Here is a 23818-nt window from a genome sequence, read left to right on the forward strand (position 1 = left end):
GAGACTGATGAGCAAGATGCACGTCAAGCTGACGGTGAACGGCGCGGCGGTCGAGGGTTTGGCCGAGCCGCGCACGCTGTTGATCCACTGCCTGCGCGAGAACCTCGGCGTGACCGGCCCGCACGTGGGCTGCGAGACCTCGCATTGCGGGGCCTGCACGGTCGACATGGACGGGCGGTCGGTGAAATCCTGCACGGTCTTCGTGGCACAGGCGCAGGGCGCGGATGTGACCACGGTCGAGGGGCTGGTGAACGCCGACGGATCGCTGTCTGTGCTGCAAGAGATGTTCCGCGAACACTACGGGCTGCAATGCGGGTTCTGCACGTCGGGGACGATCACCCGCGCGCACCGCTTCCTGCAGGAGAACCCGATACCCACCGAGGAACAGGTGCGGTTCGGCATGGCCGGGAACCTCTGCCGATGCACCGGCTACCAGAACATCGTCAAGGCGATCCTCGCGGCCGCCGAGATGATGAATGCTCAGGACAAGCCCTCAAGTACCGAAGGGGTAGGGCAACAAAAGGTGGAGACCGCGGAATGATGGACGACGTACAAAGCCCCGAGGAACGCTCGGCCGGCCTCAAGGGCATGGGTTGCTCGCGCAAGCGGGTGGAGGATGTTCGGTTCACCCAGGGCAAGGGAACTATGTCGACGACATCAAGCTGAACGGGATGCTGTTCGGCGATTTCGTCCGTTCGCCCTATGCGCACGCGAAGGTGGTCTCGATCAACACCAAGGAGGCGCTGAAGGTGCCCGGGGTTCTGGCAGTCCTGACGGCAAAGGACCTCGAACCGCTGGGCCTGCACTGGATGCCGACGCTGGCGGGTGACAAGCAGATGGTCCTGGCGGACGGCAAGGTGCTGTTCCAGGGGCAGGAGGTGGCCTGTGTCGTCGCGACCGGCCGCTACGCCGCCGCCGACGGCGTCGAGGCGGTCGAGGTCGAGTACGAGGAACTGCCCGTTGTCACCGATCCCTTCGAGGCGCTGAAATCGGACGTGGTCCTGCGAGAGGACCTCGCGGGCCAGACCGAGGGGGCGCATGGCCCCCGGAAACACCATAACCACATCTTCACCTGGGAGCAGGGGGACAAGGACGCGACCGAACAGGTGCTGGCGGAGGCCGACGTGGTGGCCGAGGAGATGATCTATTACCACCGCACCCATCCCTGTCCGCTGGAGACCTGCGGCTGCGCGGCCTCGATGGACAAGCTGACGCTTTACGGCACGTTCCATGCGCCGCACGCGATCCGCACCGTCGTCTCGCTGATCTCGGGCATCGCCGAACACGATATCCGGGTGATCTCTCCGGACATCGGCGGGGGATTTGGCAACAAGCTGGGGGCCTATTCGGGCTAGCTCTGCTCTGTCGTGGCCTCGATTGTGACCGGTAAGCCGGTGAAATGGGTCGAGGGCCGGATGGACAATCCCATGTCCACCGCCTTTGCCCGGGACTACTGGATGCAGGGCAAGATCGCCGCCACGAAGGATGGCCAGATCACCGGGCTTTGGTGCCACACGACGGCGGATCACGGCGGTTTTGACGCCTGTGCCGATCCGACGAAGTTCCCGGCGGGGTTCATGAACATCTGCACCGGGTCCCATGATATTCCCACCGCCCACCTGTCGGTCGACGGTGTCAATACCAACAAGGCACTGGGCGGCGTGGCCTATCGCTGTTCCTTCCGCGTGACCCAGGCGGCCTATTTCATCGAGTGCATGATCGAGGTGTTGGCGATCAAGCTGAACATGGACGCGACCGAACTGCGCAGGATCAACTTCATCCGCAAGGACCAGTTCCCCTACCAGAGTGCGCTTGGCTGGAAATGTGACAGCGGCGACTATCACACCGCCTGGGACAAGGCGCTGGCGGCGGTGGGGTATGACGATCTGCGCAAGGAACAGGCGCAAAGGCTGGAGGATTTCAGGGCCGGCAAGACACGCAAGCTGATGGGCATTGGCCTGACCCATTTCACCGAGATCGTCGGCGCAGGGCCGGTGAAGAACTGCGATATCCTTGGTCTCGGCATGTTCGACAGTTGCGAGATCCGCATCCACCCGACAGGCAGCGCCATCGCGCGGTTGGGCACGATCAGCCAGGGGCAGGGGCACGCGACGACCTTTGCCCAGATCATCGCGTCGGAAATCGGCCTGCCGGCGGATGACATCACGCTGGAAGAGGGGGACACGGATACCGCGCCTTACGGGCTTGGCACCTATGGCTCGCGCTCGACACCTGTCGCAGGGGCGGCAACGGCGATGGCCGCGCGCAAGATCCGCGCAAAGGCCCAGATGATCGCCGCCTACCTGCTGAAGGTGCATGACGGCGACGTGGAATGGGACGTGGATCGTTTCGTGGTCAAGGGCGACGAGAGTCGCTTCAAGACAGCTAAGGAGATCGCCTTCGCCAGCTACAATCAGGCGATTCCAGGGCTGGAACCGGGGCTAGAGGCGGTCAGCTACTACGATCCGCCCAACATGACCTATCCCTTCGGCGCCGATATCTGCGTGATGGAGATCGACGTGGACACCGGAGAACACGAGGTGCGCCAGTTCTACGCGCTGGACGGCTGCGGCACGCGCATCAACCCGATGATCATCGAGGGGCAGGTACATGGCGGCGCGACCGAGGGCTATGCCATCGCGATGGGACAGGAGATCGCCTACGACGACATGGGCAACCACAAGACCGCGACCTTGATGGATTTCTTCTTGCCGACGACGTGGGGGACCCCGACCTACCAGGCCGATCACACGGTCACGCCCTCGCCGCATCATCCGATCGGGGACAAGGGCGCCGGCGAAAGCCCCAACGTGGGGTCTGTGCCCTGTTTCTCGAAGGCCGTTCACGATGCTTTTCGGCCCTTTGGCCTGACGCAAAGCCACATGCCGGACGATCACTGGCGGGTGTGGAAGATCGCGCGGGACCTTGGGCTGCACCGGTGAGCGAGGGGGCGGGGCACCCGGCAAACATCCTTTCCGGGTGGCGAGCGCCCCGCAGTTTGGCCGTGGAGGCGATACGGGATGACACCTGAAGACAGGCTTGAAGAGCTGGGATTGACGCTGCCCGCGCCGGTCAAGCTGCCGGAAGGGCTGCACCTGCAGGGCCGCCGGGAACATTCCCACGCGCTGGTGATCGACGATCAGCACCCGCGCCGGGGCGCCAAGTTCCGACCTTTCCACGTCAAATCGCTATAGCAATAATTCATGCCCTCCTCGCCTTTCGAATTGGCCGTTTGCCGACAAAGAGAGCAGACTGTGCACCACAAGCGGAGGAGGAACAGACGGCATGAGCGGGAACAAGACGGCGCTGGTGATTTCGGCCCATGCGGCGGATTTCGTCTGGCGATGTGGCGGCGCGATCGCCCTGCATGCAGAGATGGGATACGAGGTGACTGTGGCCTGCCTGTCCTTCGGGGAAAGGGGCGAAAGCGCGCGGCTCTGGAAGGAAGGCAAGAGCCTGCAGGAGGTCAAGGACATCCGCCGGGGCGAGGCCGAGGCGGCGGCCGAGGCGCTGGGGGCGCATGACCTGGTTTGCTACGATCTTGGCGATTATCCCCTGCACCTCGAGCGGGAGGACAAGTTCGCGCTGGTGGACCTGATCCGCAAGGTTCAGCCGAACTTCATGATGAGCCACTCGCAGTACGACCCCTACAACACCGACCATATGTACATGACCCAGATCGCGCTGGAGGCCCGCATGGTGGCGCAGGCATGGGGGCACAATCCGGGCGAAAAGGTACTGGGCGCGCCGCAGCTTTACCTCTTCGAACCGCACCAGACCGAGCAGATGGGATGGAAGCCGGATGTCTTCCTCGACATCACGCCGGTCTGGGAGAAGAAGCGCGCGGCTATGGAAGCCATGCAGGGCCAGGTCCACCTCTGGGACTATTACACCCGCGTCGCACAGCAACGTGCCAACCATTTCAAGCGCAACTCGGGCGGCCAGTCCGGCGGGCGCGACTGCCAGTATGCGGAAGGTTTCCAGTCGATCTTTCCCCGCACCGTGGATGAGCTGTGAGGGCGGTCATGACAGAGCCAACCAATCCCAACTTCGACATCGCGCACCTTGGCCATGTCGAGATCTATACCGACAGGTTCGACGAGAGCCTGGATTTCTTCACGCGGGTCTTCGGGCTGAAGCTTTCGGGGCGCGAGGGGGATAGCGCCTATCTGCGCGCCTGGGACGATTACGAGTTCCACTCGATGAAACTCACCGCGCATGAGACGACCGGCGTGGGCCATGTTGCCTATCGCTGTTCCTCGCCCGAGGCGCTGGCGCGCCGGGTCGCGGCCGTCGAGGCCTCTGATTACAAGGTGCTGGGCTGGACAGAGGGCGACATGGGCCACGGGCCGTCTTTCCGGTTCGAGGATCCCTTCGGCCATGTCTTTGAGCTCTACTGGGAGACGGTGAAATATCAGGCCCCGCCCGAGGATGCCTCGGCGCTCAAGAACCTCTCCAGCCGGTTTCACGCGCAGGGGATCTCGCCCCGGCGGATCGACCATGTGAACCTTCTGGGTGAGGACGTGTCCGAGTTCCGCCGCTTTGTCGAAACCTGCCTCGGCCACCGGGTGACGGAACTGATCCAGCTGGACAACGGGCGGATGGGCGGTTGCTGGTTCACCTGCAATAACAAGACCTACGATCTTGTCTGTTCCGAGGAACGGGGCGGCGGGCAGAAGCGTCTGCATCATGTGACTTACGCCACCGACCAGCGTGAGGACATCTTGCGCGCCGCCGACATCTACCTAGAAAATGGCGTCCACATCGAGACCGGTCCCCACAAACACGCGATCCAGGGGTCCTTCTTCCTCTATGCTTGGGAACCGGCGGGCAACCGGATCGAACTGGCCAATGCCGGCGCGCGGCTGATGCTGGCCCCCGACTGGGAGCCGGTGGTCTGGACCGAGGCGGACCGCAAGAAGGGCCAGGCCTGGGGGCTGAAGACCATCGAGAGCTTCCACACGCATGGCACGCCGCCTGTCGAACGGTAGGTCGGGGCTGCGCCCCGTTTGGGGTATTTTGACCAAGAAGAAACAGGGAGGCGCGCATCATGGGTGTCGTTGTGCAGAATGTCGAGCGGTGTGAGCCGGAGCTGATCGCGCGGTTGGGGGCGGCGGGGGTCGCCACGGTACACGAGGCGATGGGGCGGCGCGGACTGATGTCCTCTGCCATGCGGCCCATTCAGCAGGACATGGGGCTCGCCGGGTCGGCGGTGACGATCAGCGCGCCGCCGGGCGACAACTGGATGGTGCACGTGGCGATCGAGCAGTTGCGGGACGGCGATATTCTGGTGCTGGCCCCGACCGCGCCCTGCGACATGGGGTATTTCGGTGACCTCCTGGCGACAAGCGCGATGGCACGGGGGTGCCGGGCGCTGGTGATCGACGCGGGCGTGCGGGACACGCGCGACCTGCGTCAGATGGGCTTTCACGTCTGGTCCACGGCGGTTTCGGCCCAGGGCACGGTCAAGGAGACTCCGGGCAGCGTGAACGTGCCGGTGATCTGCGCGGGCGCGCTGGTCAATCCGGGCGACGTGGTGGTGGCCGACGACGACGGCGTCTGCGTCGTGCCGCGCGCCGAGGCGGCGGCGGTGATGCAGAAGGCACAGGCGCGGCTGGACGCGGAAGAGGCCAAGCGGCAGCGGCTGGCCGCGGGTGAGTTGGGGCTGGACATCTACGACATGCGCGGACGGCTGGCCGACAAGGGGCTGAAATATGTCTGAGGGCCTGCCGGTCATGTGGATGCGCGGCGGCACGTCGAAGGGCGGGTATTTCCTGGCCTCGGATCTGCCCCGGGCCGAAGCGGCGCGGGACGCGGTGTTGCTGGGGATCATGGGCTCTCCCGATCCGCGCCAGATCGACGGCATGGGCGGGGGTGATCCGCTGACCTCGAAGGTGGCGGTGGTTCGGCCCTCGGAACGCGAGGGGGTCGACGTGGATTACCTCTTCCTGCAGGTCTTCGTGGATCGGGCGCTGGTCACGGATGCGCAGAACTGCGGCAATATCCTGGCGGGTGTCGGACCTTTCGCCATCGAGCGCGGGCTGGTGCCGGTGCGGGGCGCGGAAACCCCGGTGACGATCTGGATGGAGAACACGGGCCAGGTGGCGGTGGCGCGGGTGGCGACGCCGGGCGGGCGTGTCGCCTATGCGGGGGATGCACGCATCGACGGGGTTCCGGGGCGGGCGGCGCCGGTGCCGATCGCCTTTCGCGATACCGCCGGGTCCAGTTGCGGGGCGCTCTTTCCCAGCGGACAGGTGGTGGATGTCATCGACGGTGTCGAGGTGACGCTGATCGACAACGGCATGCCCTGTGTCATGCTGCGGGCCTCGGACCTGGGGATCGCGGGCGACGAGGCGCCGGAGGTGCTGGAGGCGGATGAGACCCTGCGCGCACGGCTGGAGGCGATCCGCCTGGCCGCGGGACCGATCATGAACCTCGGCGACGTGACGGAGAAATCCGTGCCCAAGATGACGCTGGTCAGCGCGCCGCGCGCGGGCGGTGCGATCGCGACGCGGACCTTCATCCCGCATCGCTGTCACAAGGCGATCGGGGTGCTGGGGGCGGTCAGCGTGGCCACTGCCTGCCTGACCGTGGGGGCCGTGGGCCATGACCTTGCCGTCTTGCCACGGGGCAATCCCAAGCCGTTGTCAGTGGAACACCCAACCGGCGAGATGACCGTGGTCGGGCACCTTGAGGGTGGCGAGGTGACGCGCGCCGAGGTGCTGCGCACCGCACGCAAGCTGATGGATGGCATTGTCTTTCCCAAGGAGGTCGAGGCATGAGCGAGATGACACCAGGCTATCTGCCGTTTCACCCGTCGCCGAGAAAGCCGGACTATCACCCGCCCGAGGGGGCCGTGGACGCGCATTGTCATGTCTTTGGCCCCGGCGCGGTGTTTCCCTACGCGCCAGAGCGGAAATACACGCCCTGCGATGCGCCTAAGGAAAAGCTGTTCGAGCTGCGCGATTTCCTGGGGTTCGCGCGCAACGTGATCGTGCAGGCCAGCTGTCATGGCAAGGACAACGCGGCGCTTGTCGACGCGCTGGAGGCATCGGACGGTCTGGCGCGGGGTATCGCCATCGTGGGCGCCGACGTCGATGACGCGGAATTGCAGGCGCTGCACGCGGCCGGTGTGCGCGGCGTGCGGTTCAACTTCGTCAAGCGGCTGGTCGACGCGACACCACACGAGGTCTTTGAACGGATCGCCGCCAAGGTCGCGCGGCTGGGCTGGCATATCGTCGTCTATTTCGAGGGGCAGGACCTGGCAGAGGTGGCGCCGCTGGTGCGGCGCCTGCCGGGGATCGTCGTTGTCGATCACATGGGGCGGCCCGATGTCACCGAGGGCGTCGAAGGCGTGGGCTTTCGCGCCTTCATGGAGTTCCTTGCCGAGGATACGCGGTACTGGGTCAAGGTCTCCTGTCCCGAACGGCTGACCGTTGCGGGGCCTCCCTATGACGATGTGGTGCCCTTTGCCCGGGCGCTGGTCGAGAGGTTCCCGGACCGGGTGCTCTGGGGCACCGACTGGCCGCATCCCAACATGAAAAGCCATGTGCCCGACGACGGGGCGCTGGTCGACGTGATCCCGCGGATCGCGGTCACGGCAGACTTGCGGCAGCGCTTGCTGGTGGACAACCCGATGCGGCTTTACTGGCCGGAAGAGGCATGAGGCCCGCAACGGGCATCCGGGCGCCCCTGGTGGCGGTGCTGGCGACGACGATGGTCGTGGCCTGCATTCTGTGGAACATCGAGGCGCCCACACGGCTGGGCGTGGCGGTTCTGACGCAACAGTACATGGCGCTGCAACTGGGGCTGGCGCTGACCATCGCCTACCTGAATTTCGACCTGCGCGGACAGGAAAAGGATCGCACGGGCTGGATCGACGGCGGGATCGCCCTGACTGCCTTTGGCGTGCTGATGTACGCCGCCTGGGATTTCGTCTGGCTGCTGCGGGAACAGCCCTACCGGCCCTGGCAAATCACGCTGGTCGGAACCGTCGTCGTGATCGCGGTGATGGAAGGCGTGCGGCGCCGCGCGGGCTGGATGCTGTTCGGGATCGTCGGTGTTTTCCTGGTCTACGCCCTGTTCGCGGACAAGGTGCCCGGGCGGCTCATCGGCAAGGAGCTTTCGCCGGTGCGGCTGGTGCAATACGTGGGTTTCGATCCGAACGCGGTGTTTTCCACGCCGCTTGCGGTGGGGACGATCATCGTGCTGCTGTTTGTCTTTTTCGGCAAGCTGCTGTTCGCCGCCGGGGGCGGGGCCTTTTTCACCGATCTGGCGATGGCGGCCACGGGCCGGTCGCGCGGGGGCAGTGCCAAGATTTCGGTCGTGGGCTCGGCGCTCTTCGGCTCGATCTCCGGGTCTGCGGTGTCCAACGTCGTGACGACCGGGGTCGTGACCATCCCGCTGATGCAACGCGGCGGCTATACCAAACGCGACGCCGGCGCGATCGAGGCGGTGGCCTCGACCGGTGGACAGCTGACGCCGCCGATCATGGGCGCGGCGGCCTTCCTGATGGCCGAGTTCCTGGACATTTCCTATTTCACCGTGGCTGGCGCTGCCCTGTTGCCCGCGGCGCTGTATTACTTCAGCGTCTTCCTGCAGGTGGACCTGATTGCCGGACGGGATCGGATTGCGCCCTCGGACGTGGACGGGCTGACCGTGCGGCAGGTCCTGCGCGAGGGCTGGCATTTCGTCATTCCCTTTGGTGTGCTGCTGGGTGCCTTGTTCTGGTGGCGGATGGACCCGGCGGATTCCGCGCTGCTTTCGGCACTGGCCATCGTTGTCGTCAGTTTCCTGCGCAGCTATCGCGGCCAGCGTTTGACGCTGAAGACGCTTGGGAAGACATTCGTCGAGACCGGAACCGGCATGGTGGACCTGATCCTGGTCGTGGCGGCGGCGGGGTTTGTCATCGGCATCCTGAACATCACCGGTCTGGGCTTTGCGTTGACCCTGGTGCTGGTGGATGCGGTGGGGGCGAATGTCGTGCTGCTGCTGGGCATCTCGGCGGTGATCTGCATCGTGCTGGGCATGGGGATGCCGACCTCCGGTGTCTATGTCCTGCTGGCGGCGCTGGTGGCGCCCTCGCTGGTCGAGGCGGGGATCGACCAGATCGCGGCGCATCTGTTCATTCTCTACTTCGGCATGATGTCGATGATCACGCCGCCCGTGGCATTGGCGGCCTTTGCCGCCGCGACGATCACCAGGGACGATCCGCTTGGCACCGGGCTGGCGGCGATGCGGGTGGGCTGGGCGGCCTTCATCCTGCCCTTTGTCTTTGTCGCCACGCCCGAGATCCTGATGCAGGGCGGCTGGGCCGGGATCGCGCTGAACCTGGGGCTTGCGCTGATCGGGGTTGGCGCGGTGACGGCCGGGATCGTTGGGTTCTGGGGCAATCGCCTGTCGATGGTCCTGCGGCTGGGACTGGTGGCGCTGGGGATCGTGACCCTGCCGCTGGGGTTCCTGCCCGGGGCGGCGGCCTGGCACATTCCGGCGGCATTGGCGGTGGTCGTGCTGGCCGTGGTTCTGAGACTGCGCGCCCGCGCAGGTGAAAAAACAAATCAAGGGAGGAGAACGACATGACATGTCTCAAGGGAACGATCCTGGGCGGCGCGCTTGCGCTGACGCTTGGCGTCGGGGCGGCGACGGCACAGGTGGTGACGGTGGCCAGCGGTGCACAGGGATCGCTGGCCTACAACACCGGGCAGGCGGTGGCCAAGGTGGCGAACGAGGCGGGGATCATCGCCCGGACCCAGCCGCTGGTGGGCTACCTGCCACTGATCAACTCGGGCGAGGTGGACTTCGGGTTCTCGAACGGGGTCGAGGCGGAATATGCCTATACCGGCACCGGAAACTATGACCGCGCCCATCCCAACATGCGGCTGGTGGGCACGATGTTCCCGCTGACCACCTCGATCATGGCGCCCTGCGACCTGGGCCTGACCTCTGTCGCGGACCTCAAGGAACAGGCCGGGGACCTGCGCATCGCGTCGGAATATACCTCGTCCACCATCATCCCCTTCTACATCGCCGGTGGCCTTGCCAATGCGGGCCTCGGCTATGACGATTTCCAGCAGGTGCCGGTGGCCAGTTTCGTGGCCGGCATCAACGCCCTGGGCGATGAACTGGTCGATGTGGCATTGGTCAGCCTGAACTCGGGCGCCGGTCAACAGGCGGCGGTCAAGCTGCAGGACCGTGGCGGGCTCTGCTACATCTCGCTGGACAACTCCGAGGCGGGGCAGGCGGCCTTCAAGGAATTCCTACCGGCGGGCAACATCGTGACCCTGCCGCAGAACGACAAGATCAACGGGCTGCAGGACTACGGCGCCAACCTGATGGCGATCCCGTGGGTGCTGCTGACCAACGGCGATGTGGACGATGACCTTGTCTACGAGATGACCAAGGCCGTGGTCGAGGGCAAGGAGGCGCTCAAGGCCAGCTTTGGCGCCTTTGCCCGCGCGGATGCCGCGACGATGGCCCCGGCCTCGAAGGTGCCCTACCACCCCGGCGCACTGAAATATTTTGAAGAAGCCGGGATCGCGGTCGGTCAATGACAGGGGCGGCGCGCGGGCCGGTTCCGCGCGCCGATCATACAGGAAAGGGACGGGCATGATGACCCAGGTGACGGCCGGGGACGGCCATGTGCTGGACTGCTGGCTGGCTGAGGCCGAGGGCCAAAGAAAGGGCGGGATCGTGGTCCTGCAAGAGATCTTTGGCGTGACGGACCAGCTGAAGGCAGTTGCGGCGCGCTACGCGGCGCAGGGCTATGACGTGGCGGTGCCCGCGCTCTTCGACCGCCAGGCAAAGGGCATGGTGATCCCCTTTTCCGAGGCGCCCCGGGGGCGGGACCTGATGCTGGCCTCGGACCCGGAGCAGGTGATGATGGACGTCGAGGCGAGCATTGCGATGCTGGCAGCGCGCGGTGGCAAGGTGGCGGTGATCGGCTTTTGCTGGGGCGGCGGGCTGGCATTGCGCGCGGCGCAGGTCTTGCCCGTGGCCTGTGCGGTGTCCTTTTACGGAACACGGCTGGATTCCTACCAGACCGCCCCGCTGGTGGCGCCGGTGCAGGGGCACTGGGGAACCGAGGACAGCCATGTTCCGCCCGAGATGCTGGAGGCGGCACGGGCCTACTGGCCGGGGATGGAGGTCTTTACCTACGAGCACGCCGGCCATGCCTTTGCCAACGAGGCGCGGCCTGCCGATCATGTCCCCGAGGCCGCCGAGCTGGCCCATGACAGAACAGCGGAGTTCATTGCGCGCCATGTCTGAACGTATCGCTTTCGTCGGGCTTGGAGAGGCGGCCACGGCCTTTGTCGAAGGCTGGGGAGCCGGGCGGGCGGCGTCGGTCCGGGCCTATGACATCAAGTCGGCCTCCGCCGACACCGCGCCGGAGATCGCCGACCGGGCCGCACGATTGGGTGTGATCGCCTGCGCCAGCGCCGCCGAGGCGCTGGACGGGGCGGACCTGGTCTTTTGCACCGTGACCGCCGACCAGGCCGTTGCGGCGGCAGAATCCTATGCGCCTGACCTGCCGAATGGTGCGCTCTGGTGCGACCTGAACAGCTGTGCGCCGGCCTCCAAGGCGCGCGCCTCCGAGGCCGTGATCGCTGCGGGCGGGCGCTATCTGGACGTGGCGGTCATGGCGCCGGTCTATCCCAAACGCAACATGGTGCCCTGCCTGCTGGCCGGGCCGGAAGCACAGGAGGTCGCACCGCTGTTGCAGGCCCTGCCGATGAACGTGAAGGTGGCGGGGGACACGGTCGGCCGGGCCTCGTCGATCAAGCTGGTGCGCTCGATCATGGTCAAGGGGATGGAGGCGCTGACGGCGGAATGCGTGCTGGCGGCTGTGGCCGCAGGGGTCGAGGACGAGGTCTTTCCCTCGTTGAAGGAGGGCCATCCCAAGATCGACGTGCCCAGCCGTGCCGCCTACAACTTTGAACGCAGCCTTGTGCATGGCGTGCGGCGCGGGGCGGAAATGGACGAGGCGGCACGCATGTTGTCGGACATGGGCCTGGACGGGGGCATGTCCGCCGCTGCGGCGAACTGGCAGCGTGCACTGGCCACCACCGGGCTGGAACTGCCCGAGGGCGACGTGCCGGATCACCTGTGGTTCGCGCGCGAATACCTGAAACGCTTGCAAAAGGGGTAGGCGCGGGCCGCGGCGGCCCGCACCCCGTATGTGTCAGCCGAAGCTCTGCGTCATACCGCGCCCGACAAGGTTGATGTCATCGGGATTGATGAGATCGTTGCCCGTCCAGCCGGAGAGGTCGTATTCTCCCATGCACTGCGCGACAAAGCCTTGCAGATTGGCCAGGTCGCCCGTGGCAGTGGCGGTCAGCAGGGTTTCGATGCGGATGTTCTCGTAGTTGCCGGCATAGTTGCGCTCATAGAGTTCGTGCCGTCCGCCGAATTCCGTCCCGATCGCGTCCCAGAGCAGTTTCAGCAGCTTGACCCGGTCGATGGCGGCATAGCCGTTCGACCCGCGCACAAAACGGTCCAGATAGGGGCGGATCGCGTCGCTTTCGAAATCGGCCGCCGAAGAGGGCAGGTAGATCAGGCCGGAGGCCACATGCCGTTCGATCAGCTCCTTGATGCGGCCATAGGCCATCGGCGCAAAGACCCGGTAGGCGAGGCCCACGTTGGTGTTGGGCAGGTTGAACCCGTCCGTGCCCTCCCATGGGATCGGCGATTTCACCATCGCGTCGCTGAGGCCGTGGAACAGGTTGCGCCAGGCCAGGACCTCGCCCACTGCCGTCTGCACGCCGCGGAAATCCTTGGAACCCGTCGCCTCGACCGCCATCGAGAACAGCCCGGCGATGAAGTCCAGCTTGACCGACAGCCGGGTCAGACCGTGCAGCGTAAAGCGCGGGACAAAGCCCGAGGCCGGGAAGAAGCTGTTGATCTTGTCCGTGTCGCCGTAGACGAAGACGTTCTCCCAGGGCACCAGCACCTTGTCGAAGACGAGGATCGAGTCGTTTTCGTCCATCCGCGAGGACAGCGGGTAGTCGAAGGGCGAGCCGGTGGCGGCGGCGTTGAACTCGTAGGACGACCGGGCGATCAGCTTGACGCCTTCGGCATCCATCGGCGCGGTGAAGATCAGGGCGAATTCCTTGTCCTTCACCGGGATGCCGTAATGCGCGATGAAGTTGTAGTGCGTCAGCGCCGAACCTGTCGCCACCACCTTGGCGCCCGAGACCACCAGGCCCGCGTCGGTTTCCTTTTCGACATGCATGAAGACGTCGCGCACCTCTTCGATGGCGCGGTCACGGTCGATGGGCGGGTTGACGATGGCGTGGTTCCAGTAGTCCAGGCGGTTCTGCGTCTTGTGATACCAGTTCAGCGCGTTCTGGGCGTATTCTCCGTAAAAGCCGGAGTTCGCCCCCAGCGTCCCCAGGAAGGCGGCCTTGTAGTCCGGCGACCGGCCCATCCAGCCGTATGAGACCTTCTGCAACTCGGCGATGGCGTCGCGGCTCTTGATCAGGTCGCCACTGGTCTTGGACCCCAGGAAGAAGGGGTGCGTGACGTTCTCGGTGCCGTTGTCGGCCTGGACGCCGACCATGTCCCGCTTGGCGTGGAAGGTGTCGTACCAGCGCGCAACCATCCGCGCCGAATTGCGGAAGGCCGGGTGTTCGGTGACGTTCCTGACTCGCTCTCCGTAGATGTAGATTTCGCGGCTGTCCTGGATGCTTTCCAGGAATTCCTGTCCGGTAAAGACCTCTGTTGCGCCTCCGGCGATCGCATCTCTGGGCATGGCGTTTCCTCCTCCAAATGCACCTGATGTGTTCTGTGCAGGGCCGCGCGTCGATCGTGCCCTGCCGCACAGACAGCCTGCGCATCGCGGGGCTGACCGGCTAGGTATCACCGGATACCGGGCCGGGTATCGCCCGCCGGGGGCCGAGGCGGCTAAGGTCGGATCAACGCGAAAAGGGTGCGTGCCGGGGAGGGACGCACAGGAGGAGGAAACCAGGATGTTCGATCTGATCCCGACCACCCAGTGTCACGCCGCGATGCCGTGCCTCGGGGCCAGTGTCGTCACCATCGGCGCCTTCGACGGGGTGCACGCGGGCCATCAACAGCTGATCACGGGCACCGTTCGGCGGGCGCAGGAACTGGGGGTTGCCTCTGTCGTCTGTACCTTCGATCCGCCGCCCAAGGTGTTTTTCGGACGCGCCGCACAGCTTTGCCCGCTGGACGAGAAACTGGCGCGCTTGACTGCGCTGGGGCCGGATCACCTTGTCGTACTGCCCTTTGACGAGGCGCTGCGGGAGCTGTCCCCGGCGGCTTTCATGGATCGGCTGGCCTTGCTCCGCCCGCTGGAGATCCGCGTCGGCGGCGACTTCCGCTTTGGCCGCAAACAGGCCGGAGACGTGACCCTGCTGGCGCAGCGGTTCGACGTAGACCTGCAAATCCCTGTGCGCTGTTCCGGGGGCGAGGTCGTCTCCAGCACCCGCATCCGCGGCCTGCGCGCCGCCGGGGACATGGCCGCTGCCGAGACGCTGTTGCGCCCAATGACGGCGCCGCGGGAGGTGCGGGTATGAGCACGCTTGACCCCCGCCAGTTGCGCGACGCCTGCGGTCTCTTTGGCACCGGCGTCAACGTCATTGCCACGCGACACGCCGGCGGCGATCACGGCATGACGGCCAATGCCTTCATGTCGATCTCGCTGGACCCGCCGCTGATCGCCATATCCATCGGAGAGCGCGCCAGGATCCTGTCGCTGTTGCAAGAGGCCGGGCAGTTCAGCGTCAGCACGCTGGCCGAGGGGCAGGAAAAGCTGGCCTGGCATTTCGCGGGACGTCCCGCCGAGGACCTGGCCAATCCCTTCGAAACCCTGGGTGGCTTGCCGGTGATCCGGGGCGCGCTGGCCCATTACGCCTGTGACATCGCGCAAGAGATCCGGGCCGGCGACCACACGATTTTCCTGGGCCATGTCCGGCACATCACCACCGATCCGGGCGCCCGCCCGCTGATCTTTTACAAGGGGCGTTTCGGCGCCGTCGCCGGGCAGGCCCCGGCACCAGAGCTCTGCGATCCCCTGGCCGAGGCGATCTGGTGAGCAGGGCAAAGAACATCATCACGCAATGGGAGGACCGACATGCGTAACATCACACTCGACAACATCACCGAGGCCGTCACCGGGGCGATGAAACCCGACATCCCCGACCGCAACCGCGAGATCATGACCGCGGCCATCAAGCATTTCCACGCCTTCGCCAAGGAAGTGAACCTGACGCACGGCGAATGGCTGGAAGGCTGCGAATGGATGCGCCGCGCGGGCGAGATTTCCAGTGAGGCCCGCAACGAGTTCATCCTGATCTGCGACATCCTCGGGGTCGAGGTGCTGGTCGACTTGCTGGACAACGCGGTGACCGATGGCGAAAGCGAATCCACCGTCCTGGGGCCATTCTACCGCGAGAACCCGCCGGTCCTGTCCAAGGGCGCCAGCATCGTCCAGAAGGATTTCGACAACCAGAAGACGGTGCGCGTTTCCGGCCGGATCGTCGACGTGGCCGGCAACCCGATCGAGGGCGTGCGGATCGACGTCTGGGAGGACGCGCCGAACGGGCTTTATGAACAGCAGGACCCGGATCAGCCGGATTACAACCTCCGCGGACGTTTCCTGACAGGGGCCGACGGCAGCTATGAATTCGTCGGCCTGCGTCCCGAACCCTATCCGATCCCCTACGACGGTGCGGCGGGTGAGCTGCTGAACTTCATGGGCCACCACCCGATGCGGCCCGGGCACATCCACTTCATGATCTCGAAAGAGGGCTACAAGCCGCTCATCAGCCAGATCTACGACAGCCAGACCGAATACCTCGACAACGATGCGGTGTTCGCGGTCAAGGAAAGCCTGATCGGCGACATGACCCCGGCCCCCGAAGGCGCCGATACCGACCTGGTCATGCAGTTCGATTTCCGCCTGAAACCGGCAGCCGCGGCAGAGGCCGTCGCCGCCGAATGATCCTCCCCACCTCGGGCGCTCTGCGGAGCGCCCGTTTCTTGCCAGTAGAAGGAACCTGACATGGCGCAAACCGCTGCCCAGATCGTCGAGACTCTTGCCGCCGGGCGTGACCTGGCCCGCGAGACGGCGATCCGCGAGATCCGGGCCGACATCCTTGCCCTGCCCAGCATTCGCAAGCACCGTCTGTCCAACACCGAGTTCTCTACCCGGGAATTCGTGCTGGTCCGGGTGCGGCTGGAAAACGGCATCGAGGGCATCGGTGAGGCGGCGGTTCTGGGCGGGCCTCGCTGGGCAGAGGAGTCGGTGGAATCCATCCAGTCGGTGATCCTGCGCTATCTTGCCCCGGCGCTGGAGGGGTGTTCCGCCTCGAATCCCGCCGAGGCGGCGGTCCGCATGGGGCGGGCGGCCTTTCGCAACAATTCCGCCAAGGGGGCGGTGGAAACCGCGATCTTCGACGCGCTCGCCCGCACGCTGGACGTGCCGTTGGCGACACTTTTTGGCGGTGCTCTGCGGTCGCGCGTGCCGGTGCTCTGGGCGCTGGCTTCGGGCGATGCGGACCAGGAGGTGGCCGAGGCACAGGACAAGCTGGACCGCCGCGAACACCGGGACTTCAAGATCAAGCTGGGCTTTGCCAGCCCCGAAGAGGACATGCGCCGCCTGACCCGCCTGCGCGAGGGCGTGCCGGGGATGCGGCGCCTGGTCGTCGACGTGAACCAGGGCTGGACCGAGGCCGCCTGCCGCCGCTACCTGCCGCAACTGCAAGAACTGGGCGTCGACCTGATCGAACAGCCGCTGCCCGGCGATGACTTCGAGGGTATGGCCCGGGTTGCCGCGCACAGTCCGATCCCGCTGATGGTGGACGAGGCCGCCTTTACCCACCGCGAGATTGCCCGCGCAGGCAACATGGGCTGCGGCAGTGTCTATTCGCTGAAACTGGTCAAGAGCGGCGGGTTGCTGGCGCTGGGGCAGGCCGCGCACGTGGCCGAGGCCGCGGGGATGGAACTTTATGGCGGGTGCCTGCTGGAAGGGTCCATCGGGGCGGCGGCACACCTGGCGGTCTTTGCCAGCCTGCCGCGCCTGCACTGGGGCTGCGAACATTTCGGCCCGCGCCTGCATGTGTCGGAGATCGTGCGCGACCCGTTGAAATTCGAGAACTTTGAACTGTGCCTCCCCGAGGGGCCGGGCCTGGGCGTGCATCTGGACGAGGACCGCCTGCGCGAGGCGGTGCGCGCCGCATGATACCTTGTCGGCACGCCCCGCCGGGCCGATGATGTTGGTCCAAGGGGGGAGTGCCGTGGACTTCAAGCGATTGACCTATTTCGTGGCCGTGGCCGAGGAGCTGCATTTCGGCCGCGCCGCCACGCGTCTGGGCATCGCCCAGCCGCCGCTCAGTCGCCAGATTGCCCAACTGGAGGCGGAACTGGGCGTGACGCTGTTCGACCGCTCGCGCAGCGCGATCCGGCGCACCCAGGCCGGCGACGCCCTGCTGACCCGAGCGCGCGACATCCTCGACCGGATGGAACAGGCCGAACGCGAGGTGCGCCGGATCGGCGAGGGCGCGGCAGGACGCTTGCGCATCGCCTTCATCGGCTCGGCCAGTCACGGCGTGCTGCCAGAGCTGATCCGCGAGTTTCGCAACCTCTATCCGGACATCGAACTGGCCCTGTCGGCAATGAACAACGCCGAGCTGAAGACGGCCCTGATCGAACGCCAGATCGACGTGGCCTTTGCGCGCCCGGCACTGGAAGACGACGAGATCCGCTGTTTCCCGATCCACGAGGAACCGCTGATCCTGGCGGTTCCCGAGGAATCCGACCTGGCCCGGCAGGACCGCATCGCGCTGGCGGATCTCAAGCGCGAGACATTCGTGCTGTACCCGCGCCGCCCGCGGCCCAGTTTTGCCGACCACATCATCGAGATCTGCAAGAAGGAAGGGTTCATTCCCGCCTCCGAAGTGTTGGCGCAGGACTACCAGACGGCGGTGTCGCTGGTCTCGGTGGGGGTTGGCATCTCGGTCGTGCCGCGCTCGGTCTCGCAATCGGACCGGCATGGCGTCGTGTTCCGGGTTTACGAGGGGTTCAACCCGGGGACGGCGATTTCCTTTGCCGTGCGCGGCGACAACCAGGGGGTCCATACCCGTAACTTCCAGACCCTGGCGCAGAAATTCGCGCGCAGGGTCCGGAAGGATATGGGCTGATCAGGCGGCGTCGGTCTGTCGGGTTTTCATGCGGGCCAGCGCATCCAGGAAGAAGGGGCGAAAACCCTCGGGATGCTCGCTCATCGGGAAATGGCCCAGCTCTTCCATGACCTCGATCGTGGCGCCGGGGATGGCCTTGGCCGTGCGGCGCGCGTCCTCGGGGGTGCAGGTCAGGTCATAGGCACCGACCAGCAGGTGCACCGGAGTTTGCGCGGTGTCGATCCGGTCGAGACGGTCAATCAGGCTATCGTCGCGGGTGTAGAAACTCAGGTCGCCGCGAAAGACACCGGGGCCGCTCATCATGAACATCCACAGCGTGTTCCAGCGTTCCGTACTCGGGGCATGGGGCGAGATATTCGCCGAGACAAGAGCCGCGCCCATCTGCCCGCCGTGGGCATCGGGCCGGTCGAACCAGTCGATGTCATACCAAGCGGGCTGAAAGTCCGACGCCTCGATGGCGATGAAGCCGCCGAACCTGTCGCCGTGCAATGCCGCCAGTTGCAGCGCGATGCGTCCGCCCATCGAACAGCCGGCAAGGATCGGCCTGTCCAGCTCCAGCGCGTCCATGAGGGCCAGCACCGTGTCGATGTAGGTCTCAGTCGTCAGCAGGTATTCCTCGCGCTCGAACCCCTCAGGCGGCAGGGACTTGCCGTGCCAGGGCATGTCGAAGGCGATCAGGCGGTGAGTCTCGGTCACGGCGGTGTCGTTCATCAGGTGGCGCCATTGCCGCGTGTCGGCGCCTGCGGTGTGCAGGCACAGGACGGGAGTGCCGCTGCCGGCCTCTTCGAAATAGATGCGCTGGGGGCGTCCCGCGACGGTCACGGTGACATAGCGCCCGGTGATGGCCTCGATGCTCATGCTGCCACCTCCGCGCGTCCCAGGGCCAGGAATTCCTTGAAGAAACGGAGGTTCTTGACCAGCATCAGGATATCTCCGTCGATCCGGGCGCGGCCGATCTTGACCAGGCCAAAGATGTCGTGAAAGCCCGCGCGGGGCAGCGGCTCCCAGAAAGCGGCCAATGCCTCTGCGTCGGTGCGGAGGGCAAAGCGCCAGGGGGTCTTGCGGCTGGGTCCGGGAGTGATTGCCGTCAACTGGCCCTTGTCGAAGGTCAGGTAGTATTCCGCCGCGTCCACCTCCAGCAGGACGGTTTCCGAGAAGAGCGCGCCCAGACGCAAGAGGTCTGGCCGCTCGGCCAGCTCCTGTCTCATGTGTTCCAGTTTGTCCTGCATGGTGACCCTCCTCTGGCGTTTGCGTCTATGTCGGACCTTGGCGCCAGCAAGGCAATGCTGGCCGCGGTATGGCGCGATACCAAAGGTCACCCATAGCGCTTTGCCCCGCGTCTTAAACCGCGTTAACCTTTGCCATGCGCGCCGGGTGGATGGACCATCCGCACATTATTTCCGACCGAAGCATTTTCGTTTCCGGTGGCCGCCCGGCGCCCTGATTTAAGAGTTGAAAGGGAATTGAGATCATGGCCATCATCCTGCCGAGCAGCGTGAATTCCACAACCGATGACGCATTGGACGTTGTCACCAGCGCCAACACCATCCTCGTTCGTGATGGCGTCTACCTGGCGGCTTCGGGCACGGGGTATGACGGGATCGACGTGGCCAGCTCGGCCAACGCGCAGACCATCCTGATCGACGGTTACCTGGCGTCGGACAACGCGCAGGGACTGAACCTGAACGGGTCGTCGAACCACGAGATTGGTATCGGCCTCAACGGCCAGATCGTGGGGTTCAACGGCATCTTCGGCACTGGCTCCAGTATCATGATCACCAACGACGGCAGTATCGTCGCTGCCAGTACGGCGGTGGTCCTTTCAGGCGGATCGCAATCGACCGAGCCGGTCATCGTCAACAACGGGTCGATGACCGCCGGTCTGATCGGGATCAACCTGGCCAATGGCGGCCGGGTGACGAACACCGGCTCCATCGCGGCGCATTCGGACGGGGTCGTCGTGGCGAACTACGACGGGACCAATGGCAATTCGGTCCTCATCAACTCGGGCACGATCAATGCCGACGACGACGGCGTGCAGATCTCGGGCGCCAATTTCACCGGCTCGAACACCGGGTCAATCATCGGCCAGAGCCGCGGGATGGAGTTCAATTCCCTGGCCGACAACTCGACCTTCACCAACAACGGCATCGTCGCCGGGGCGCTGGACGGGATCTATGTCCAGAGCGATTGGACCTCGATTTCCAACGGCGTCAACGGTTCTATCGCCGGGGGCAACGGGCTCGAGTTCGCTGTCAACAGTGGCCATGTCGTCAACCGGGGCCTCATCACCGGCGAAGCGGACAGCGGTATCCAGGCTGGCAGTGCATTGGCAATTGCCAACACCGGGTCCATCCTTGGCGAAAGTTATGGCATCTACGCGACCTCGGACAACGGACTCAGCACCGGCCTGGGGCTGCAGCGGGTCGTCAACAGCGGCACCATCACCGGGCGTCTCTACGATGCGGTCTACCTGCGGGGGACGGATGCCAGCCTGGACAATTCCGGGGACATCACGGGCGGCGCGAACGGTGTCCGGATCGAAGGTGCTGATGGCATTGTCGCCAATTCGGGTGACATCCTGGCCCGGGACACGGGTATCCTGCTGGACGGGACCGGGGGCAACGTCACCAATGCGGGCGCGGTCACGACCGAAGGCCAGGGCATCTACCTGGACGGCGGCGGGACGGTCAACAACACCGGCGCGGTCACCGCGTTCTCTTTTGGCGTCTACGTCAGTGGGAGTATCGTCAACGGCCGCATCGACAATTCGGGATCGGTCGTGTCCCGCGCGGCCTCGGGCCTGCTGACCACCTCGAACGAGGGGCTTATCACCAACAGCGGCTCCGTGACGGCCAGCGTCTATGGCATCTATTCCTCGTCCGAGTTTGGCAGCATCCTGAACACGGGCAGCATCACCGGCGATACCATCGGGATTTACCACAACGCCAGTTCGGGCGAATTCCGCATCCAGAACACGGGCGATGTGATCTCGAACGGGTCAGCGGTCCGGGGATCGACCGGGGACGAGTTCGTCAACTCGGGCCTGTTGCAGGGAGAGGTGGGCATAATGGTCCTCTCCAGTTCCAGCACGGCCGGCACCCGAATCCACAACAGCGCCACGGGCGTGATCGACGGCGAGGTCTTTGGCATCATCATTGACGACGGGACAGAGAGTGCGGTGGTGGTCAATCACGGCGCGATCTCGGGAGTGACCGGCGCCGTTCGTTTCGCGACCGGGGTTTCCTACGAGTCCCTGCTGGTCAACTCGGGGTCGATCGTGGGCGATGTCGTGGGCAACCTTGGCGTCGACCGCATTCACAATTCCGGCCTGATCGACGGCGCTCTTGGACTGAATGCGGGGGCGGACCTGGTGGTGAACGGGGGCATCATCACGGAGGTGGACCTTGGCGATGACGCTGACATGCTGCGCAACCTTGGATCGGGCGTGGTCAGCGGGACGGTCGATGCCGGGGCCGGGAATGACACGTTGATCGGGGGCACCGGGAACGACAGTTTCATCGGGGGCACCGGGAACGACCTGCTGGTAGGGCACGGCGGTGACGACACGCTGGACGGCGGCAGTGATGCGGACACGCTGATGGGCGGCGCCGGTGACGACTCTCTGCTCGGCGGATCAGAGGCGGATGTGGTCAATGGCGGCTCGGGCGATGACACGCTGCTGGGTGGCCAGGGGGCTGATGCGCTGGTTGGCCAGGATGGGGCCGACGATCTTGATGGCGGAGAGGGCGCGGATACGCTGGACGGTGGATCGGGCAATGACATCCTCGAAGGCGGGGATGGCAACGACATCCTGCGCGGGCGTGCCGGAGAGGATGAGCTGGCCGGCGGTGCGGGCCGCGATTTCCTGACCGGTGGCGAAGGCGCGGACCAGTTCGTCTTCCGGGCGGCGGTCAATACCGCGCCGGGTGCGACCCGGGATCAGATCCTGGACTTTGAACAGGGTGTCGATCTGATCGTGGTCGCCGGGCTTGCGCCCGGTGTCTTCGAGTTCCGAGGAACCGCCGGTTTCGCCCCCTCAGGGAACCCCGAATTGCGCCTGGTCGAGACGCCCACCGGCTCGACCATCGTGCAGTTCGACATCGACGGCAACGGATCCGTGGATGCCGAGATCCGCGTGGCGAATGTCATCGGTCTCACGGCGGATGACTTCACGCTCTGACCAATCCTGTCCACAGGGCGCTGGGATCAGGCGGCGGCGCGCAAGGACGCCGCCGCCCGGGGTCCGGTCGTCATGGCCGCGCGGCGTGCCCGGGCCTGCAGGCGCTCGATCTCGGCGTCCGCGTCCCAGAGGTCGATGGCCCAGACGTGTCGGATCTCGTCCTCGGTCGGCTTGTGCCAGGGCAGGCAGGCGCGCAGCGAGGCAACGGGCAGCAGGGCGATCAGGATGGACATGCTGACCAGGGTGGCTGCCGCTCCGGCGGCGGCGCCCACGGCCAGGGACCAGCCCCAGCTCATACCCGCCGCGTTCGCACCCAGCGTGATCCCGGCAACGCCGACGACATCCAGCAGAATGACAAAAAGAGCATTCTTCAGCCGCGACTCTTCTTGAAGGATTGGGTCGGTATCCAGAACAACGGTCATCTCTCACCTCATGGTCTTGGGAAAACCGGCATTTTGCCGTGTGAGCGTTCCGCTCGCGCGTGCCGTTCTGGCCACGGATCAGATGTAGCACGCCGCTGTGTCCTGGGGCATCCAGACATCCGGACGGTCGACGGCCGTGAAGGGAGAGGGACCCTATCCGTTCGGATGGGGTTTAGATCAACATGCGCCGGGGATCGGACAGGAGGCGCACCAGGCAGACCATGAACCGCGCCGCATCGGCGCCGTTGATGACGCGGTGGTCATAGCTGAGATCCAGCGGCAGCATCTGCACCGGGCGCGGGTTGTCTCCGTCCCTGGCGGTGGCGGTTTCGATCCGGGTGATCCCTAGGATGGCCAGTTCCGGCGGGTTGACGATGGGGGTGAACCCGATGCCGCCAATGCCGCCGAGCGAGGATATCGTCATCGAGGCGCCCCCCATATCGCCCGGTCCCAGCTTGCGGTCCTGCGCCCGCGCGGCAAGATCCGTGATTTCCGCAGCGATCTGCCACAGGCCCTTGCGATCCGCGTCGCGGATCACCGGCACCATCAACCCCTGCGCCGTGTCCACGGCGATGCCGACATGGACATAATCCTTGAGGATCAGCGTTTTGCCGTCCGGGCTGAGCGAGGCGTTGAAGCGGGGAAACTCCCGCAGGGCGCGGGCCAGCGCCTTGACGTGAAAGGCCAGCGAGGTCAGCTTGACGCCCCGCGCCTGCGACTCTGCCCGCAGGGATTTGCGGAAGGCCTCCAGCGCGCCGATCTCGGCCCGGTCATGGTGCGTGACCTGCGGGATCAGGCTGTTGGCCGCCGCGAGGTTCGCCGCCGCCACCTGGCCCATCCGGCTCATCGGTTCTTCCGCGACGGGGCCGTAGGCGGCGTGGTCCACCTCCCAGTAGGCCCTGTCCCCGGCGGGCGCGGGCGAGGGGCTGTCGCGGTCCAGGTCCTCGCGGGCGATGGTGGTCCGGCCCAGGTCGCGGGCCAGCTTTTCCAGGTCGATCCCCTTTTTCGCGGCAAGTGTCCGCACCGAGGGGGCTGCAATCACGTCGGTCATTCCT

The 23818-nt window shown here is 65.5% G+C and carries 22 protein-coding genes and 1 pseudogene; 18 read left to right on the forward strand and 5 right to left on the reverse strand.

Translation table 11 applies throughout. From position 1 onward, the window contains the following. Nucleotides 1-7: 7 nt before the first annotated feature. From BLQ71_RS05265 to BLQ71_RS05315, 12 genes and pseudogenes are all read left to right on the forward strand, one after another. A complete protein-coding gene (locus tag BLQ71_RS05265) occupies nucleotides 8-541 on the forward strand; it encodes a (2Fe-2S)-binding protein (protein ID WP_083342154.1) in 534 nt (177 codons plus the stop codon). Further along, nucleotides 541-2942, forward strand: a pseudogene (locus BLQ71_RS05270) (aerobic carbon-monoxide dehydrogenase large subunit). The gene BLQ71_RS05265 and the pseudogene BLQ71_RS05270 overlap by 1 nt, the downstream one beginning before the upstream one ends. A 78-nt stretch (nucleotides 2943-3020) precedes the next feature. Beyond that, entirely contained in the window at nucleotides 3021-3194 is a 174-nt protein-coding gene (locus tag BLQ71_RS26320) for a hypothetical protein (protein WP_157923276.1), read from the forward strand. Nucleotides 3195-3285: 91 nt separating this feature from the next. Beyond that, entirely contained in the window at nucleotides 3286-4017 is a 732-nt protein-coding gene (locus BLQ71_RS05275) for a PIG-L deacetylase family protein (protein WP_043145135.1), read from the forward strand. A gap of 8 nt (nucleotides 4018-4025) precedes the next feature. Beyond that, a complete protein-coding gene (locus BLQ71_RS05280; protein WP_069211672.1) occupies nucleotides 4026-4991 on the forward strand; it encodes a VOC family protein in 966 nt (321 codons plus the stop codon). Between the two features lie 59 nt (nucleotides 4992-5050). Next, complete coding sequence (locus BLQ71_RS05285) at nucleotides 5051-5722, forward strand: 4-carboxy-4-hydroxy-2-oxoadipate aldolase/oxaloacetate decarboxylase (protein ID WP_175459222.1); 672 nt, start codon at nucleotides 5051-5053, stop codon at nucleotides 5720-5722. After that, on the forward strand, nucleotides 5715-6782 hold the full coding sequence (locus BLQ71_RS05290; protein ID WP_074620951.1) for a 4-oxalomesaconate tautomerase: 1068 nt from the start codon (nucleotides 5715-5717) through the stop codon (nucleotides 6780-6782). Before BLQ71_RS05285 ends, BLQ71_RS05290 begins: the two co-directional genes overlap by 8 nt. Further along, a complete protein-coding gene (locus tag BLQ71_RS05295; protein WP_229754801.1) occupies nucleotides 6779-7666 on the forward strand; it encodes an amidohydrolase family protein in 888 nt (295 codons plus the stop codon). Before BLQ71_RS05290 ends, BLQ71_RS05295 begins: the two co-directional genes overlap by 4 nt. Next, entirely contained in the window at nucleotides 7663-9579 is a 1917-nt protein-coding gene (locus BLQ71_RS05300) for a TRAP transporter permease (protein ID WP_074620952.1), read from the forward strand. Before BLQ71_RS05295 ends, BLQ71_RS05300 begins: the two co-directional genes overlap by 4 nt. After that, nucleotides 9576-10550, forward strand: a complete 975-nt coding sequence (locus BLQ71_RS05305; RefSeq protein WP_074620953.1) for a TAXI family TRAP transporter solute-binding subunit — start codon at nucleotides 9576-9578, stop codon at nucleotides 10548-10550. The genes BLQ71_RS05300 and BLQ71_RS05305 overlap by 4 nt, the downstream gene beginning before the upstream one ends. Before the next feature lie 55 nt (nucleotides 10551-10605). Next, nucleotides 10606-11265, forward strand: coding sequence for a dienelactone hydrolase family protein (locus tag BLQ71_RS05310; protein ID WP_074620954.1), 660 nt, complete (start codon nucleotides 10606-10608; stop codon nucleotides 11263-11265). After that, nucleotides 11258-12145, forward strand: a complete 888-nt coding sequence (locus BLQ71_RS05315; protein WP_074620955.1) for an NAD(P)-dependent oxidoreductase — start codon at nucleotides 11258-11260, stop codon at nucleotides 12143-12145. The genes BLQ71_RS05310 and BLQ71_RS05315 overlap by 8 nt, the downstream gene beginning before the upstream one ends. A 33-nt stretch (nucleotides 12146-12178) precedes the next feature. Here BLQ71_RS05315 and BLQ71_RS05320 read toward each other — a convergent pair whose 3' ends face one another. Then, nucleotides 12179-13747, reverse strand: coding sequence for a 4-hydroxyphenylacetate 3-hydroxylase N-terminal domain-containing protein (locus BLQ71_RS05320; protein ID WP_074620956.1), 1569 nt, complete (start codon nucleotides 13745-13747; stop codon nucleotides 12179-12181). Between the two features lie 217 nt (nucleotides 13748-13964). Between BLQ71_RS05320 and BLQ71_RS05325 the strand changes: the two genes are divergently transcribed. From BLQ71_RS05325 to BLQ71_RS05345, 5 genes are read left to right on the forward strand one after another with little or no spacing between them, the layout of a single operon-like run. Continuing rightward, on the forward strand, nucleotides 13965-14534 hold the full coding sequence (locus BLQ71_RS05325; protein ID WP_074620957.1) for an FAD synthetase family protein: 570 nt from the start codon (nucleotides 13965-13967) through the stop codon (nucleotides 14532-14534). Beyond that, entirely contained in the window at nucleotides 14531-15052 is a 522-nt protein-coding gene (locus BLQ71_RS05330) for a flavin reductase family protein (RefSeq protein ID WP_074620958.1), read from the forward strand. Before BLQ71_RS05325 ends, BLQ71_RS05330 begins: the two co-directional genes overlap by 4 nt. 39 nt (nucleotides 15053-15091) lie before the next feature. Then, a complete protein-coding gene (locus BLQ71_RS05335) occupies nucleotides 15092-15961 on the forward strand; it encodes a dioxygenase family protein (protein WP_074620959.1) in 870 nt (289 codons plus the stop codon). Nucleotides 15962-16021: 60 nt separating this feature from the next. Next, nucleotides 16022-17200, forward strand: coding sequence for a muconate/chloromuconate family cycloisomerase (locus BLQ71_RS05340; protein WP_074620960.1), 1179 nt, complete (start codon nucleotides 16022-16024; stop codon nucleotides 17198-17200). A 55-nt stretch (nucleotides 17201-17255) separates the two neighbouring features. Beyond that, nucleotides 17256-18158 carry a LysR family transcriptional regulator gene (locus tag BLQ71_RS05345; protein ID WP_069211684.1) on the forward strand — a complete coding sequence of 301 codons (903 nt, stop codon included), beginning with the start codon at nucleotides 17256-17258 and terminating at the stop codon, nucleotides 18156-18158. On the opposite strand, the gene BLQ71_RS05350 is transcribed toward BLQ71_RS05345, so the two are convergent. Both BLQ71_RS05350 and BLQ71_RS05355 read right to left on the reverse strand, forming a co-directional pair. After that, the gene (locus BLQ71_RS05350; protein ID WP_074620961.1) at nucleotides 18159-19016 is read right to left on the reverse strand and encodes an alpha/beta fold hydrolase; all 858 of its coding nucleotides are present in this window, start codon (nucleotides 19014-19016) and stop codon (nucleotides 18159-18161) included. Continuing rightward, entirely contained in the window at nucleotides 19013-19387 is a 375-nt protein-coding gene (locus BLQ71_RS05355) for a hypothetical protein (RefSeq protein WP_069211686.1), read from the reverse strand. Before BLQ71_RS05355 ends, BLQ71_RS05350 begins: the two co-directional genes overlap by 4 nt. A 242-nt stretch (nucleotides 19388-19629) precedes the next feature. Between BLQ71_RS05355 and BLQ71_RS05360 the strand changes: the two genes are divergently transcribed. Beyond that, nucleotides 19630-22341, forward strand: coding sequence for a calcium-binding protein (locus BLQ71_RS05360; RefSeq protein WP_074620962.1), 2712 nt, complete (start codon nucleotides 19630-19632; stop codon nucleotides 22339-22341). Nucleotides 22342-22367: 26 nt separating this feature from the next. On the opposite strand, the gene BLQ71_RS05365 is transcribed toward BLQ71_RS05360, so the two are convergent. Together BLQ71_RS05365 and BLQ71_RS05370 are read right to left on the reverse strand one after the other, a co-directional pair. Further along, a complete protein-coding gene (locus tag BLQ71_RS05365) occupies nucleotides 22368-22763 on the reverse strand; it encodes a hypothetical protein (protein WP_074620963.1) in 396 nt (131 codons plus the stop codon). Between the two features lie 172 nt (nucleotides 22764-22935). Beyond that, a complete protein-coding gene (locus BLQ71_RS05370) occupies nucleotides 22936-23814 on the reverse strand; it encodes a 2-oxo acid dehydrogenase subunit E2 (RefSeq protein WP_074620964.1) in 879 nt (292 codons plus the stop codon). Nucleotides 23815-23818 lie beyond the last annotated feature (4 nt).

It is taken from the genome of Antarctobacter albus (assembly GCF_900101505.1).
GTDB lineage: Bacteria > Pseudomonadota > Alphaproteobacteria > Rhodobacterales > Rhodobacteraceae > Antarctobacter > Antarctobacter albus.